At 29.1% G+C, this 15,227-nt stretch carries 13 protein-coding genes; 2 read left to right on the forward strand and 11 right to left on the reverse strand.

What is annotated here, in order from left to right; all coding sequences use genetic code 11:
- Positions 1 to 172 precede the first annotated feature (172 nt).
- Positions 173 to 496, reverse strand: coding sequence for a thioredoxin family protein (locus Ctaglu_RS15685; protein WP_125003370.1), 324 nt, complete (start codon positions 494 to 496; stop codon positions 173 to 175).
- Positions 497 to 729: 233 nt separating this feature from the next.
- On the opposite strand from Ctaglu_RS15685, the gene Ctaglu_RS15690 reads away from it, so the two are divergent.
- Entirely contained in the window at positions 730 to 2,865 is a 2,136-nt protein-coding gene (locus Ctaglu_RS15690; protein WP_185732739.1) for a M1 family metallopeptidase, read from the forward strand.
- A gap of 129 nt (positions 2,866 to 2,994) precedes the next feature.
- On the opposite strand, the gene Ctaglu_RS15695 is transcribed toward Ctaglu_RS15690, so the two are convergent.
- The 3 genes from Ctaglu_RS15695 to Ctaglu_RS15705 form a co-directional block, all read right to left on the reverse strand.
- On the reverse strand, positions 2,995 to 3,624 hold the full coding sequence (locus Ctaglu_RS15695) for an HAD family hydrolase (RefSeq protein WP_207669484.1): 630 nt from the start codon (positions 3,622 to 3,624) through the stop codon (positions 2,995 to 2,997).
- A gap of 83 nt (positions 3,625 to 3,707) precedes the next feature.
- Complete coding sequence (locus Ctaglu_RS15700; RefSeq protein ID WP_125003375.1) at positions 3,708 to 4,112, reverse strand: VOC family protein; 405 nt, start codon at positions 4,110 to 4,112, stop codon at positions 3,708 to 3,710.
- Positions 4,113 to 4,305: 193 nt separating this feature from the next.
- Entirely contained in the window at positions 4,306 to 4,884 is a 579-nt protein-coding gene (locus Ctaglu_RS15705) for a 5' nucleotidase, NT5C type (RefSeq protein ID WP_125003377.1), read from the reverse strand.
- Positions 4,885 to 5,059: 175 nt separating this feature from the next.
- On the opposite strand from Ctaglu_RS15705, the gene Ctaglu_RS15710 reads away from it, so the two are divergent.
- Positions 5,060 to 5,251, forward strand: a complete 192-nt coding sequence (locus Ctaglu_RS15710) for a hypothetical protein (protein ID WP_125003378.1) — start codon at positions 5,060 to 5,062, stop codon at positions 5,249 to 5,251.
- A gap of 71 nt (positions 5,252 to 5,322) precedes the next feature.
- On the opposite strand, the gene Ctaglu_RS15715 is transcribed toward Ctaglu_RS15710, so the two are convergent.
- The 7 genes from Ctaglu_RS15715 to Ctaglu_RS26380 form a co-directional block, all read right to left on the reverse strand.
- Entirely contained in the window at positions 5,323 to 6,225 is a 903-nt protein-coding gene (locus Ctaglu_RS15715) for a GNAT family N-acetyltransferase (RefSeq protein ID WP_125003380.1), read from the reverse strand.
- Between the two features lie 54 nt (positions 6,226 to 6,279).
- Positions 6,280 to 7,479, reverse strand: coding sequence for a glucosaminidase domain-containing protein (locus tag Ctaglu_RS15720; RefSeq protein WP_125003382.1), 1,200 nt, complete (start codon positions 7,477 to 7,479; stop codon positions 6,280 to 6,282).
- A gap of 103 nt (positions 7,480 to 7,582) precedes the next feature.
- Positions 7,583 to 8,251 carry a hypothetical protein gene (locus Ctaglu_RS15725; protein WP_125003384.1) on the reverse strand — a complete coding sequence of 223 codons (669 nt, stop codon included), beginning with the start codon at positions 8,249 to 8,251 and terminating at the stop codon, positions 7,583 to 7,585.
- Positions 8,252 to 8,739: 488 nt separating this feature from the next.
- On the reverse strand, positions 8,740 to 10,536 hold the full coding sequence (locus tag Ctaglu_RS15730; RefSeq protein ID WP_125003386.1) for an ABC transporter ATP-binding protein: 1,797 nt from the start codon (positions 10,534 to 10,536) through the stop codon (positions 8,740 to 8,742).
- Positions 10,537 to 12,360 carry an ABC transporter ATP-binding protein gene (locus Ctaglu_RS15735; protein ID WP_125003387.1) on the reverse strand — a complete coding sequence of 608 codons (1,824 nt, stop codon included), beginning with the start codon at positions 12,358 to 12,360 and terminating at the stop codon, positions 10,537 to 10,539.
- Positions 12,361 to 12,668: 308 nt separating this feature from the next.
- A complete protein-coding gene (locus tag Ctaglu_RS15740; protein ID WP_125003389.1) occupies positions 12,669 to 13,202 on the reverse strand; it encodes a GNAT family N-acetyltransferase in 534 nt (177 codons plus the stop codon).
- A gap of 77 nt (positions 13,203 to 13,279) precedes the next feature.
- Positions 13,280 to 14,641, reverse strand: a complete 1,362-nt coding sequence (locus Ctaglu_RS26380; RefSeq protein WP_125003391.1) for a tetratricopeptide repeat protein — start codon at positions 14,639 to 14,641, stop codon at positions 13,280 to 13,282.
- Between the last annotated feature and the right edge of the window lie 586 nt (positions 14,642 to 15,227).

The raw sequence follows: 15,227 nt of genomic DNA on the forward strand, positions 1-15,227 counted from the left end.
TGCCTAAGACTTCCTTCAGTTCACACCTCACGGTGGATACCTTGTCTTCAGCTAGTGGTTGGTAACTACAGACCCCCACAGTGGACTTTCACCACCTAGTTAATTGCCATGCCTGGCACACTGAAAAGAAGGATTAGTAAATTTAATTTACTAATCCTTCTTTTTTATTCTTTTAAAACAAAAGACTATAATATCTGTCTATAGTTTTTTCTAACATTTCAACGCTAATAAATCTTGCCTCGCGAATAATTTCTTTACCCTCAATGTAAACTAAAATTCCTGGCAGTGTAAATATTGAGTACTGTCCTGCTGCCTGAGTAAATTTATCAACAATAACTTTACTTATCTTAAGCTTTGGAAATCCAATTATCATGTCCTCAATTTTAGGTAGCAGTACACCACATACACTGCAACTTTCTGAAGCAAAGTAAATCATAGCTATAGTATTATTTTTTATGAACTTGTCCATCTCATTCAAAGTATTTAATTGTATCATTTTTTTCATCTCCTTAATTCTAATCTGTAAAACAACTAAAAATTAAACAGAAGTGCGATATGCAAAATTTTGTTTTTTATACCCCCACCCCCTATATTTAGTTTAAATTATATTCTCTCTTATATAACATGTCAATACATGTCTTCAATTATAATATATATTCATTTTAGTAAATATTTGTTGTAATGTTTGTTGTAATAAAAATTAAATACAATTATGGGGGGACAATTACAATGTTCAGAAAAAAAAATTACAAACAATTTATAAGTGGCTCACTGGCACTTGCTATGCTTTTATCATTTAAATCATCTTTTGCATTTGCGAAATCACCAAAAGTTCCTAAAGTAGCAACGCCTGCTGTAGCATCTATCAAAAATACATTAACTCAATACGATATTAATACTAAATTTGATGATGCAAGTAAAACTTTTACCTCTACTGAAACAGTTAACTTTACTAATACTTATAATGAAAGTCTTAATTCCTTGGCATTTCACTTATATGCAGATTCTTATGGTAGCGTAACAACAATTCCTGCTTTAGGTGTAAAAAAAGAAAAACTTGAAAAAGAAGAGATAGGCGATATTACTATAACTAAAGTTACTATTGCTAATAAAGAAATGGGATTTACTCAAGATAATCAAATATTAAAGATTAAACCTGCAGTTGATATAAAGCCAAATCAAAACATAAATATCCAAATAAATTTCACATTAAAATTACCTATGACTCAAAATAGATTGGGCTATTACAATGATGTTTACTCTGTTACAAATTGGTATCCTATAATATCAATTTACGATACTAAAACAGATAAATGGGATGAAAACCCATTTTATCCTATTGCAGAGTCAAACTATAGTGATATAGCAAATTATAATGTTTCTATAACTGTTCCTGACAATATGATATTAGCATCTACTGGTACAACTAAACCTAGCAAAAAAGATGAAAAAACTACTAAGACTTATGATATTAGCGCTGAAAATGTTAGAGACTTTGCTTTTATTATGAGTCCTAATTTTAAAATTATAACAAAAAAATGCGATGATATAACAGTAAACAGCTTCTATATTGAAGATGGTGTTAAAGAAACTGCGAAAAGGGCTGAGGAATTACTAGATTTAAGTATAGATGCTTTAAAGTTTTTCGGCGACAATTTTGGTAAATATCCATATAAAGAATTTGATATAGTTGAAACTTATATACAGGCATTTGCTATGGAATATCCTCAATTAATCCAAATGGGCAAGTATTATCCTAATTATAATGGTGGTGTTAGCTTTGCAGAAGAATCAACTGTACATGAAGTAGGGCACCAATGGTGGTATGTAACAGTAGGAAACAATGAATTTAAAGATACGTTTTTAGACGAATCTCTCACTGCTTTTTCAACTGCTTATTATTTCGAAAAAAAATACGGTAAGTACTCATCAGCTGGTGTAGCTGTTTCATTAAGAAGCAAAGCCGATATTTTCAAAGGATGCTCAACTCCGATCAATGTACCTGTTGACCAAATAAAAAATAACGAATTTGGAAGACTCTTTTACGGTATGGGTGGTTTAGTATTTGAAAATCTTAGACAAAAAGTAGGAGAAGAAAAATTCTTAAAAATAATAAAAGCTTACTATGCAAAAAATACATTTAAAAATGCCAATTTAGATGAACTTTTAAGTGTAATAGACGAAATTGGTGGAAAACAGGCAAAAGACCAAGTTCTATCAGATATTAATTATAAAGATTTTAATCCTAAACATCTTGCATTATCTAGCTCAGAATTAGATGAACTGAAAAAAGAAAATGATAAGTTATTAAGAAATCAAATTAAACAAAGATTTGTGTATTTAAAAAAAGAAAATAAGAATAACTTTGCTTCATTTTTTATTCAAGCGCTAGATAATGATAATGTTTACTTAGTAAAACCTTCAAATTGTATAATGTCTCAAGAAACTAAAAAAACATTTGATAATACAATAAACATATTAAAAACGAATTTAGAAAATGAATCTGCACTTACTATTACTGTTAAAGAGGACAAGGATTTAACGGATCAAGAACTTAAAGAAAACAACTTAATATTTATAGGAAATACTACGGAAAATACAGCATTAAAATCTGTTACAGATAGACTCCCTATTGATTTTTCAAAAGATTATATCAAATTTAATGATGTAACTATAAAAAATAAAGGTATTTCAGGTATGCTAGTTGCAGATACTTCTAAAAATAAGAATAATACTGTACTTATATTCTTAGGACTAGATAATATTAACAACTTTACTATGCTAAATGGCGGTGATTTCTATAACAATCAATTTATTTTATATTTTGGAGATAAAATGTTAAAAGGTGATTATGATACTAACTAAAATTCATACCAAGGAGTTAAACTATTTACCTATATAGAGAATAAATCCTTAAGTAAAATAAAAGAGCGCGTGTGAATTTACTTTATTCACCTGCGTTCTTTTTTATTCTTTGAAAAGTAGCCTGAATTTCTATTTTGCTAATAATTCTTCAAGCTCACTTAAATCATCCACACATATAACATCTGTACACTCTTTTAATTCATCTCCCCTTAATATCACAATTCCCTGCATACCAAGCTTTATAGCCGCTTTAACGTTCACGATATTATCATCAATAAATATTGCTTCTTCTGGCCTAATGTTTAACCCAGAAAGCGCTGTATTAAACATTAGCTCATGTGGTTTCAATACCCCAAGCGTTGACGACATAACAAAAGTAGAAAAGTATTCTCTTAGCCCAGCATTTTTAAATACACGCTCTAGTGAAGGCCAAGTATCGGATACTACCCCTAGCTTATAATGCTGACTTAATCTTGGTATAACTTGAAACACATCTTTATAAAATTCAAATTTATCATCATTATAAACTGTATCTCTAGCTAATTCTAAAGTATACTCCGAACTTATTCCAAGCTCTGGTAGCTCCTTTGCAAAAATACTATAAAATTCTATAAAATGTTCTAATTCTTCTATTTCAGTTAAAATTAGTGGATGCTTATGAAAGTACTCATTACCTTTTTTAAATGCTTTTTCTACGAGATCTATATTTAAGTCTTCAAATTTATTCTTATCAACAAATTCGAAAAAATTTGGTGGCATAAACCAATGCCCTGTTCGCGGTCTGTTAAGAACACGACCTGAGTCAAATAATATTGCTTTTATATTTTTGATGTCTATCATTTTTATATTAGCATATCTCTTATTTCAATTTCAGTACCTTCTGGTGCTTTAATTTTAAATAAATATCCATCTTCAACTTTATAAATTTTTTCTCCATTTTTAATCTTAAAGTTGGTATAACCTAATTTTTCTATCCTCTCAAACTCGGACTGAACACTATCAACTAAAAAACACATATGTACTATGCCTTCATTTAATGAACTCCAATCCTTTAATTTATCTCCCTTTTTAGCAGTCTGTAATTCGATCATAAATGTTCCTAGTCTTAACCATGTATTAAAATCTCGTTTATGGAAATTTACTGCTGTTTTAACTAATTCAAATTCTAAAATTTCAGTATAAAACTTAAGTGATTCTTCATATTTTTCTGTTTGAATACAGACATGGTGTAGCATTTTTACGCTCATAGTATAATCTCCTTTATATATGTAGTTGTACAATTTATTTTGTATTATTATACAAGAATCCACTAAACTGTAGCTTGTTTACGCCCTAATTATAACATTAATTTCTATATTTTGTTATATGTTACCCTCTTTATAACTAATGAATAATTATAAATACTCTGGTGGTCATGCCTGATAATAAAATAAACTGATATTACATTGCTTTACATTGTAATATCAGTTTATCTATTATTGAGTATATTTCTTTCCAACTAAAAACCCTAATTATATTTTCATTTAGTGGCTTTCGATTATAATTAGTATCTAATAAAAGAACCTTGACTCCTGCCTTTGATAGCTGAACTGCGTTATCATAATTATCTTCAATAAACACATTACATTCTAATTCTCTTGCTTTATCTACTTTATAATGGCTACCTAAAACAAACAAATCATCATATGGAATTTCATTTTTCCTTAGATATGAATGAGTTAACATAGTAAGCGATTTTTCTCTTGCCGTAACGAAAAATATATTATGCATAAGACTTAGTTTTTTTATAACAATTTGCACATCTTCGCGAAGTTTTTGCTCTGAATGAATTTGAATTTTATTTTTTTCATAAAATTCCTCATATTCGCTCTGCTTAATGCCCATTACCTCATGGATATAATATTTAGTTATCTGCTTTTCAGTTATATTTTTGTTAAAATATTTATTAGTAATATTAAGCCAATAATAAGCATCCGTTATTGTCCCATCAATATCAATGCATATATTAAAATTTTTCATATTATCTTCATCTCCCTTATGCTTTTATTATATGCGTTAAAAGTTAAGAACAAGTTAAACTTGTATTATGATTTGTTTAAATTTTGAGAATTTTAGTAATATTTAAACTGCGAATATAAATCATTAAATATCAAATAATAACTATAAGAATAAACTACAAGGGAGTTGTTGTAAAATGTCAAATTTACCATATGACGGTTTTATGCAAAAGGAACTATTAGTTAAAGGCCAACTAATTAATTCTTCTAATAATGATGAAACTACAGCTCATTGCAGTCATTCCTGTCCTAAGTGTGGAGTACGAAAATGTGAATTGTGTGAAGGACATTCTGGTAATCATAAGTGCTCTGAAGGACATACCTGGTAATAAAAAATGTGAGATGCCAATTGCTACCTACGTGGCAAGTGGCACCTCATATTTAAATGTCGTTAAATGTTTTAAAATACTATATAATAATCCATTACAGAAATCTCTTCAAATCCACAAGATTCATAAAGTCCAAGTGCTTTTTTATTTTCTGTAGCAACTTCAAGAAAAATATTGTCCACCTGTTTTTTCTTTAATATATCCAGTGCTAAGCACAAAATTTCTCGCCCATAGCCCTTTCCTCTATATTCTGGAATTACTCCAAATCCATGAATAAAACCTTCATTATCAGTGACACTAATATGAACCTTTCCTATAATTTCCCCCTGAAGTTCTGCCATATAGCTAATAAAATTATCATCTACCTGAATGGCTGGTCTTTCTAAGTCCTCTTTACCCTCAACCTCTTCTTCTGGAAATCCAAAATAAATAGAACCTTGTCTTTCAATTTCATATGCATCATCATTAGTTGCCATTCTAAGTTCAATACCCTGGTTCAGATTAGGCCCAAGAGTTCTTTTATTCAAACACATTTTATACTCTGCAGATCCATATTCAGCTCCAATGTGGTTTATAAAGGCTAAACCTGAACGGGATGTATGATCGCATAGCACTAACACCTCTGCCGGGTTTATTTTTTGCCATTCTTCCTTAGCAAGCAAGTATAGCTTTTTAAAAATTCCTTTACGACGAAACTCAGGGTGTACCATACCACTGAGTTCTACTGAAGTTCCATGAAAATTACATAAACCTAAATAACCTACTAAAATTTCATTGTCGTAATATAAAAACTCTGCCATAATTTTATTTTTCAAAGAATTATTCCTTTGCTGCATTTTAAATTCAAGTTCTAATTTTAACTCAGTTTTTTGTTTTTCACAGCAAACAGCTTCTAGAGCTTTAATAGCAACATAATCTTCTTGATTTAATTCCAACTTCATAGTAATAGTAATAGTATGCTGGTGATTGTCCATTATTTTTTCCTCCCTAATTTTAAAATTCCTACTTAAAATATAACCTATATTTTATTATTCACCAAGTGATTTAAAAATCTCTTTAACTCCTTTTCCCCAATTCTTATCCTCTGCATATTTACTATTTATCCAATCAAAAATATCCATATTAGTAGGCTTGTCCTTAGATAAATTAATAACAGTCCTAGCAGCTATTCTGCTAGAATCATAGATATCAGTATTATATTCCTTCCAACTATGGAATACATTAAAGGGATTGTTTGCAATCTTTTGTGCATTTTCATGGCTCTTTGGAACAAAAGACTGTTCCTGTCCTGTAATAGCAAATAAGATATGTGGATTTAAATTAAACTCTTTAGAAGTTCTAATTATAGCAGAGAAATATGGTTCCTCAGCAAGTATTGAATTTCTTGAATTTAAAAATTCTAATAATCTGCCTTTATCAATGGTTTTATAATTAAAATACTCAGGCAGGTGAGGATGATAGCTCATTGCATCTGCAACAAATAAATCATATTTATCACTACTTAATACATCCTTCTGCTTTATTTCATTTTTATTTTTATTTTCATCTCCTATGATTTTACTAATATTAATAGGATTATTTAAGGAATATAAAGATAATATCAATAAGATTAATACAGAAAGGGCTATTTTTGTGGTTGAAATCTTGTTTGCAACAATTTCCAACATCATGTTTATTGTTTCAGATGCACTATTAATCCTTACTGCTAGTCCCCTTTTATATTTACATATTAAGTTTTTAGAATTATGTTTACAAATTGATGCCCCCTTAAATTTAACCACATTATCCATAGTTGCTAATTCAGCTCTTTTATAAGGTAACTTTTCAATATCATTTGACACATTCAATGACCCCACATATTTTTCAAACTCTTCTTGGGATACAGTATTTTTTTGGTTTTTATTTATCCATTTAATAAGTGAAGTTTTTAGCTGTGGATTTTCTTCTGATTCAATAATGAAAGCATTAAAAACATCCAATTTTAATATATTGTCCTTGTTTTTTAAAATTGTGCTTTGCATGATATTTCTTTTAATATTCTGCTTGTCTTCTCTATTTATTCCTTCTAAATTCTTATCAATAATTTCATACATAGTCCGTGATAATATGGAGGCATTTTCTTTAGAAGAATTATTAGGATATTTTTTCACAACATATAATTTTATTTTTTCTATCTCTTGCCTTGTCAAAACAAAGGAGCCTTTTAATTCATCAATTACATTCTTCATAACTTTAACACTACTCCAAACAAATATATTTTAAAGGGCTTTTAAGCATTTTTTTAATTAGTTTTGTATCAATATTATACCTTGTATTGATATAAATTCCAATTTAAAATTCTCTTCTACCCTTTTTGCTATTCCTATCCCTAGACATAACCTTCCAAAAGTGACTAACTGTATGCACCCCTTCATAAATAAGTCCTGTCTTACAAAAGAAAAGCTCATCATCTTTTGTTTTTATATTTTGTTTGAATGGATAATCCTTGATATTTCCTGAATAATAAATAAATTTCCTCATAATTCCACAAATATCTGTTGGCGTTATCTTATAGAATTCTAAGGAAGTAAGCTGTATTCCTCCTTTGCTTAAGGCTTTCATTACAAATTCAGAGCATATATATGTCTTATAAAGAGCATGCTTTTTATTAGAAATAATCCCAATGGCTTGAAGTAAATTGTAGTAATATACTTCCGCATCATTATATACATCATATATAAATTTACTTATTAGTTCATATTGATCTGAAGTTACAGGTATGCGATATACATTAATAGGAACATCATCCTTAACTCCCATGGTAAGTGTAAATACACTCTCCCTGATAATACCACCTACAAGAGGATTGCTAACTGACAGTCTACAAAAGGAATACATTTGGCTTAGATTTTCATCTAAGCTAATTGAAGCATGATTATATTTTGCTCTTAAAAACTTTCTAATTATCTTTCCTGTGTAAGTTGGTGTTCTTGAAATAATAACATAAACATACTTTTCCATTTTGCTTCTCCTTGCAACCAACTAGTTATAATATGTGCTAACGGAATGACTATAATATAAATCAATACCTGGGATACTATGCTAAATAATGACTTCCTACGTATACTCTACAAAAACTATATTCTATATTTCACCATATTTTTGTGAAAATACACCTTTAGCTAATATACCCATTGCAGTCATAATTTATTCCACATTCTAAATCTTTATTATTATTTTGAATTATCAATACTTAAAAGAAAAGTCCTCTACTTATAAAAGTAAAGAACTTTCCTTCTGAAATGTCATGAAATTTAGCTACTAATAATCTTATGCTTGTCAGATCATACTCTTCTTTAACAAAATCTAAAAAAGCTTGTATAAATTCAAAAATATACAAAAAAATTACCTATGTTCCAAACTCTTTTTTTCAAAATGTCCTTCCGATAGATAACATTATATAAATAACCCTCCCTTTTTATACGCTTACTAATCCTTCCTTAACAAATTTACACATAGTATTGTGCCTGCGCCGTATACATAGTTTCATACTGACTTCCTGATTCTTTAATTAATTCATCATGGGTTCCATATTGAACAATCTCACCTTTATGAAACACAGCAATCTTATCACAAAATTTACAGCTTGATAGCCTATGAGAAATGTATATTGTAGTTTTATCTCCTATAAGTTCATTAAATCTAGTATAGATTTCAAATTCAGCAATTGGGTCAAGGGCTGCTGTTGGTTCATCCAAAACCACAATTGGAGCATTTTTATATACGGCCCTAGCCATTGCTAACTTTTGAGATTGTCCTCCTGAAAATTCTATACCATCCTTATCAAAGGTTTTATAAATAGATGTGTATATTCCTTTATCTAACTTTTTAATAGCCTTTTCTAATCCAGATTTATTAAGCACCTCCATTATTTCATTATCGCTGACACTTTTATATTCTTCAAAAGCAATATTTTCTTTAACTGAAAACGCCAATAGTTTATAATCCTGGAAAACTACCGATAAAAGCTTCATATAATCATCATAATTATATTCACCTATATTAACGCCATTAAGTAAAATCTCACCTTCTGCGGGCTCATACAATCTTGTAAGAAGTTTTATAAAGGTGGTTTTTCCTGCACCATTTAGACCTACTACAGATAATTTTTCACCATTATTAATATTAATAGATACATTCTTTAAGGTATAATTTTCACTTCTAGGATATTTAAATGATACATTTTTAAACTCAATATTGCATTCATTTATATTTCGAATCTTTTTACCCTCTTTATTTTTAGAAGATTCTATCTGCTCAAATTCCAGATATAAATCAAGATATCTACACATTTGTCTAAACTCTATAAAACTTTTAAAGAAATCAGATATAGATGTGCTAAATTTATTAGCAGCGCTTATATACATTGTAAAATCGCCTATTCCAATACTATTTTTAAATACCTTATAGGTCATATAAGCATAAACAACTATCATTTGAAGCTGCATATTGACTTCATTTAATCCATTATATTTTCCCATGAGCCTAAATAGCTTTCCAAAGCATTCAACACTCTTTTCATTATAACCTTCTATTTTTCCCATGATAAGCGGCCTTATGTTATATAATCTCACATCTTTACCCATAGAAAAATCCGAAGTTATTTTTGCATAATATCCGAATTTTCTATTAAGAGGGATTAACTCCCCATGAAATTTATACTGCGCCGCCTGTGATTTCTTAAATAAAAATGAATTAAGTAATACGATTCCCAGTATTAGAAAAACTATAAGGAAATTCAATGTTGATATTACTACTAAAAGACCTATGGCAGTAACAAATTGTGAGATTGAATCTACTATGCATTTTATCATACGTTCTAAAACGCCTTGATTACGTAAAGGAAATATAGCTCTTTCTTTTAAGTCTAATATATCTGGATCTTCAATTTTCTCAAAATCCATATCCATTATTTTTTGTCCAATCAATAAATCAAAACCATTTATTATCTCCATGTTTTTTATATCCACTAAGGTATCAATCCATCTACTAATAAGATTTAAAATTCCATTTGCTACTACAATAATGGAAACTAACATTATAAAAACATTTACTCTCTTCTGTCCTAAAAGTTCATCTATGATAAATTTAGGCATAATGATATTAATAAAGGGGGTTATAGCTTTAAATATTGCAGATGAACATAAAACTGGTATATAGCTTTTAGACATTTTAGAAGATAACTTTAGAAAATATCTCATAATTTCAAAGTCTTTTTTGAGTCCTGCTAGTCTAGCATTTTTCATCTATATAACCTCCTCTAAAGTTTTTTCCTTGTAGTAATGCGCTTGTATATTAAACATCTCAGCGTACCTTCCATCTTTACTTAAAAGCTCATCATGAGTACCGTATTCCTTAATTTCACCATCTTCAAAAAATGCTATAACATCACAAAAACGTGTACTTGAAAGTCTATGTGAAATATATATTGCAGTTTTATTCCCTATCATTTCGTCAAAGCCTCTATAAATATTATATTCTGCAATTGGATCAAGGGCAGCTGTAGGCTCATCTAGAACTATAATATCTCCTTCTTTATAAAGCGCTCGTGCTAACGCAAGCTTTTGATTTTCTCCTCCTGAGAACTCTACCCCTTTTTCATCAAGTATCTTTAAAACACTTGTATCAATGCCCCTTTCTAATGAATTAATTTTGCTAGCTACTCCTGCTTTATCAATACATTTATTAACTTTTTCACGGTCAATATTACCTTCGCTTACCAATGCAACATTTTCTGCTACTGAAAAGGCAAGCATCTTTATTTCTTGAAACACAACAGAAAACTTTTTATAATACTCATCCTTATCAAACCTCGCAATATTTACCCCATTAAGTAATATTTTTCCTTCTAGTGGCTCATAAAGTCTTGTTATCAACTTTACAAAGGTAGTTTTTCCTGCACCATTAATTCCAACTATAGCAAGTCGCTCACCAGCCTTTATTTTTAAGGATAAATTTTTATAAATATATTTTTCACTGTTAGGATATTTAAAAGCAACATTTTTAAATTCAATTTCATATGGAGTTTTATCTGGAATAGGCTCTGGATTTGGGTTTAATATTCCATCATCAAATTCTAAAAAATCACGATAATCATTTATATATAAGTTTTGAGCCCTTATATGTGCTATATCAGTCATGATATTTTGCATCCAAGTTGCAAATCCACCTATTGTAACAAAGTACATAGAAAAATCACCAATTCCCATACCTTTATATATTACTCTATAAATTAAATAAGCATAAATAATACCTTCGCGAAATAAGAGAAGCATCACATCAAGTGCTGATACTACAAAATACTTATATTTTATTTTTTCATTTATTTTAACTTTTTCACCCCTAAAATTCTTAAATTTCTTTGAAAACCAATTTTCAAGGCCATATATTCTTATATCCTTGCCATAAGAAAAATCATGCATGATATTATATACATACCCTGATTTTCTATTTAATTCAGATATATCATCTTTTCTACTGTGCTCATATCTTTTAACTTTAAGTGTTAAAAAATATATTACTAACACATTAGCAAGAAGATACAAAAGTATAAATGGATTTAAAGTTGAAACAATAGCAATATATCCCATAAAAGCAATTGTACTTCCAAACAAAGCAAATAATCTATGAAATACACCCTCTATTCCATTATCATTATTCTCAGCTGCGCTCCATGCATTTTCAATATCATTTAGGGTTTTAGGATCTTCTGTATATTTAAAATCCATTGTCATGCTTTTTTTCTGCATCATAGTAATAAACTTAAATCTTATCTTAATCATTTTAGGGTAATATGCTCCCCCTAAATAAGCTACCAAATAATTAACAGTTACTGAAAGAACAAAGAAAATAACAATAATCATCATTAAAATATCAGTTCTTTTTGCCCCAGTTAATTCATCAATCAAAAACTTAGGAGCAAATATACCTATAAATGGAAGCATAGCTGTTAAAATTGTGTAAAATCCAAAATATCCGAATAAACCCTTGTCCCATTTCCATGCATTTGCAACTAGAAACTTGATATTTGTCATAACACTTCTATTTTCTTGGTCTTTATTTTTTTTCAAACGAATCTCCTCCTGTATTTTATTTCTTATTAATGTAAATGGTAACATTTTTTTTATATAATGTAAACAAACCAATTTTACACTAATTCATAGAAATCTTTCGGGAAAATATTATTTTAATTAACTTTCAACTTGGAAAATGTACCTTGGATAGAATATTAAATTTAAGAGGCAATATTGAATTTTTTATAGTTTATTTTTCAAAACAAAAAAAACATAAGGTAGATGTACCTACATGTTTTTTTGAATTTCTAAATTATATGAAAAACAACCACTAAACTTTATATTAACTAATCTTTTACAAAATTTTATCTAGCAAGCCTCCACCATACTAATTCCTCTACTTCCCCCTCATCTGATGTTTTAACACTTTCCTTATATTTAATAAATCCATTTTTCTCTAATACTCTATGAGATGCAATATTAGTTTTTTCAGTATCCGCTACAATTGATAAGGCTTTAGGATTTGTAAATATCCATTTTATTAATCCCTCTACTGCTTCAGTCATATATCCTTTGTTTTGGAAAGTTTCATTTGTACCGTAGCCTATTATGACCTCACCCATTTCATTGGGATAACCTTTTATCATAAGACTTGCTATCTCACAATTTTCTTCTTTGCATATGACAATCCATAAGGTTTCCCACAAATATCGCTCCTTATTTTCAGAAACCTTTTTAAATCTATATTGAAAAGCACCTTTAATATTTTCATCCCATATCTTGTTAGTTATTTTCAAGCCTAAATTTTCTTCCATTTCATTAGAATTTTCTATATATAATCTATAATTTTCAATATCTAATGGTACAATTTTTAGTCTTTGAGTAGTTACTTCTATCATTTATTTCCCCCCCAGTTTTTCTATTTTGTTACATGTATATTTTTGCATACATTATATAGTTGAATCAAGGGAAAGAATTATATATTCTTACCACAACATTTTTTATATTTTTTTCCACTTCCACAGGGACATGGGTCATTTCTTCCTGTCTTCTCTTCTTCTCTAACAAAGGGTTCTTCTATATCTTCATCAAAACTATCCCCATCTAAATCATACTGATCTATCATTTCATTTGAAAAACCCATTTTATTAAATTCTTTTTCATGTTTTTCTAGCAATTTCTGTGAATTTTCACTATTCAAAATAGCTTCAAAAAATTCCTCTTTCACTTTATAAAGCTCTGGATAATATTTTTTTATTCTTTTTATATCACTTACATATTTTTCACACTCAATTAACAATGACGTCTCAATCATAGTCTTATATTCCTTATGCTCTTCCTTTTTCATATCCATTGCATCTATAGGAACAACTTCCATTGCTATAAGGGTTATAATATCTTCATGAAATCTATCATCTTCTGAAAACGCCTCAAAGGGAACTTGAATTTTTTCAAATTCACTAAATTCATCTTTTAATGTTAGAATACTTTTGTCTCCCGGTCTTAATCTTAAGGCTGTCTCAGCAACAACTATAGCTTCTGTAGTCAGTCCACTACCTATAATCAATTTAGACACTTCAACAAGATCCCATGCCACATTTTCTCTAAGTTCATCATTTTGCATAGCAACATTTATAAGCTTCTCTAAATCCTCCATCATCTCTTCCTGTGAATCTGTTTCCACATCTATAAATATAATTTTAAAATAAAGACTAGTAATATCCATTTCTTTTGAAGAACCTATTTCTATAGTCTTGTTTAAAGTCTTTTTAGCCTCCCTAGGTAAATCACTTTGGATATATGCTTCACTAAGTCCAAACCATAATGAAATATTCTCCTCATCTTGTTTTATTGCTTTCTCAAAAGCTTTAATAGCTTTTTTATTATACTTTCTTTGAATATAAGCATAAGCCAAGCTCCCTCTAAATCCAGCATTATTAGGTTCTTTTTTTACAAGATCCTCATATATTTTAATTGCCTTGCCGCTGTTACCATTAGTTATATATACTTCACCCAGTAAACTTTTAGGTATTAAAAGTTCTGGCTCCCTAATCAAAATATCTTCTAAAATACTTATAGCTTTTGGTATTTCATTTTCTTCTAAAAATTTCTTAGCCCGCTGAAAGTCCATGGGAATCTTGTTTGACATTGATGCGAGAATGTCATATTCTTTTTTAGTTTTTTCATTACTTAAGGTTTCATATGCCCTTCCTATTTTCATAAATTCATTTGGACATCTATCTGGTAAATACTTTCTTGCCATTTTGAAATATGCTTTTTTAATCTCATTTGCGGGTGTATCAGATGAACTATCTAATATTTTGTCATAATCTTTCATTTTAATTTTCTCCTTTTGATTTTCGTAAAATTATTATAATTAGTCTCCTGTATCAAACCTATCATTCAAACTAATTATTTTGAAAGAAGCTTTAGACGAACAATTTACTAAAGGCTTTTCCAAATTTATTAAATATATCATCTTGACCATTAGCTTCTATTCTTTTGTTCCTATGATCTAAGGACTTTTAACTGATTTTGTGCAAAATTCACCCACCTCTTAGGTGGGTGATGAATAGCACATCATTATAAATAGTTCCATACTATTTATAATGATTATTTTGTATGATTTTTGTAAGATTGGTTATAATAATGTATAAATGTTCTTTGATAAACTGAATATATAAGGTTGCAGAGAGAATATAAAAAAAAGCGATAACCAAGCTATACCTTCTCTGCGTAAAACATTCAAGGTTTTATAACGGAACATCAATGAATAAGGGGTGTTTCTACCCAGTTAGCGTGATGAATTTGTCCTCATTAGAGGATATTATCCACGAAGCTCTCACCTCTGAGGTTGGAGTAAGTTCACAACTCCCCTAACTATAATAACATAATCCAAGCATATTATTATCAATAACAGATAG

The sequence above is a fragment of the Clostridium tagluense genome (assembly GCF_003865095.1).
In the GTDB taxonomy this organism is placed as follows: Bacteria; Bacillota; Clostridia; order Clostridiales; family Clostridiaceae; genus Clostridium_AD; species Clostridium_AD tagluense.